At 37.1% G+C, this 1,449-nt stretch carries 1 protein-coding gene; it reads right to left on the bottom strand.

What is annotated here, in order from left to right; all coding sequences use genetic code 11:
- Positions 1-18: 18 nt before the first annotated feature.
- Positions 19-1,299, bottom strand: coding sequence for a transposase (locus tag QT979_RS28830; protein WP_333312384.1), 1,281 nt, complete (start codon positions 1,297-1,299; stop codon positions 19-21).
- Positions 1,300-1,449: the final 150 nt, after the last annotated feature.

Here is a 1,449-nt window from a genome sequence, read left to right on the forward strand (position 1 = left end):
CAATACTCCGGACAGTTTTTAAGCAGCCAGAGTACCATAAGACAAGACTGAAGGAAGGTTAGGGTGATTTAAAATCAAATCCGGGTCTAAATCTAACTTATCAATAAAGGTAGAAAGTAGATGCTTATTGAATTCCAGACGTTTATAAGAGGCCATAGAAAACACAAACGACTTGGCAGATGAATGACAACTAGAGAGTTGATGTTTAGCTAAGTTTAAGGCAATTAGACTGGCATTAAAGTGAAAATCAAGCCGTGGTAAATGACGAGCTTGACAATCAGACAATCCTGTAAATTGCTTGGCATCACGAAAAATAAATTCAATCTGGAAGCGAGCCTGATAATATTCAAGAATTTGCTCAGGTGGTAGGTGAATATCAGTGCTAAACAATAAAGCATTTTTGATTTTGCCGTTGGCTTGAACTTCAGAGATACAAACCAAACAAATTGGGCAATTTAAACAACAACTCCACGCAATCAATGTATATAATGAAACTCCCGGTTTTAGGTATTTAACGAAATTAAGACGACTCAAATCATGGCAGTCAACCTTGCCATCATATTTACGTGGAGCTCCCAGTTTCTTTTGTTCACCTGTATAGAGATAGCGTAGGTTAGCATCACTTCTTAACTTGCCAATAAAGTCTAAATTCAAGTCGCGCACAGCATCCCAGAATTTAGAGCGATAGTAATAGCCATCAGCCACCAAATAACGTACAGAAGTTGGGAAGTAACAACGAGTATTCTTTAGATGTTGTGCATAGTCATCAACTCTTGTGATGTCAGGCGTTGAGCTTTGAAAGTCAGGTTTTTTGCGAGATTTTTTTGACCAGCTATTCTTCGGTTTTTGGGGCAGCTTTTTCGCAGGCTTTATTTGAGGGCGTGATGGAGTTTGTTGTACACTTAAACTATAAGATAAACGAGTCTCAATTTCGACAATAGAAATTACAGAAATTTCCAACCCCTGTTCCGATTTCCCCGCTACACCATTATAAAAATAACCCTTACCGTCAGTTTTTTTGCCACTTTTTCTTAAAAAAGAACAATCGATAACGGCAATGACTGTGTGTTCAGGATTTAAGGCAGATTCGAGGAAATATTGATTAAATTGTGGAAAATTAAAGCTTTTGAGAAAGTGACGACGGTAGGTTTTTTCGCTCAAATAACTATAACGACTGAGATTCGTGAAGTTGACCTTACCATAGACCAGCAAAATAGTTGAAAATAAAGTGATTAAAAACTTCTTTTGGGGTTGACTAATCCCTGGCATTTGTTGTAAGATCGATTCAATAATCTTCATAAGGCAATCTGTTGAGCTTGTGTGTTTTTATAGCTTAACCTAAAAGAGTGCCTTTTTTTCTGTTGATTTTGGGTTCAGATTGCACTCACTTTTTTCACTTCTCTATTTTATTGTGATCGCATTCCTCTTTAAAAACTGTCCGGAGTATTG

The organism is Microcoleus sp. w2-18bC1 (genome assembly GCF_036700365.1).
Taxonomy (GTDB): Bacteria; Cyanobacteriota; Cyanobacteriia; order Cyanobacteriales; family Microcoleaceae; genus Microcoleus.

Excerpts from the sequence above, each read along its gene's own strand:
- QT979_RS28830 (WP_333312384.1), bottom strand. The coding sequence starts at position 1,299 with ATGAAGATTATTGAATCGATCTTACAACAAATGCCAGGGATTAGTCAA.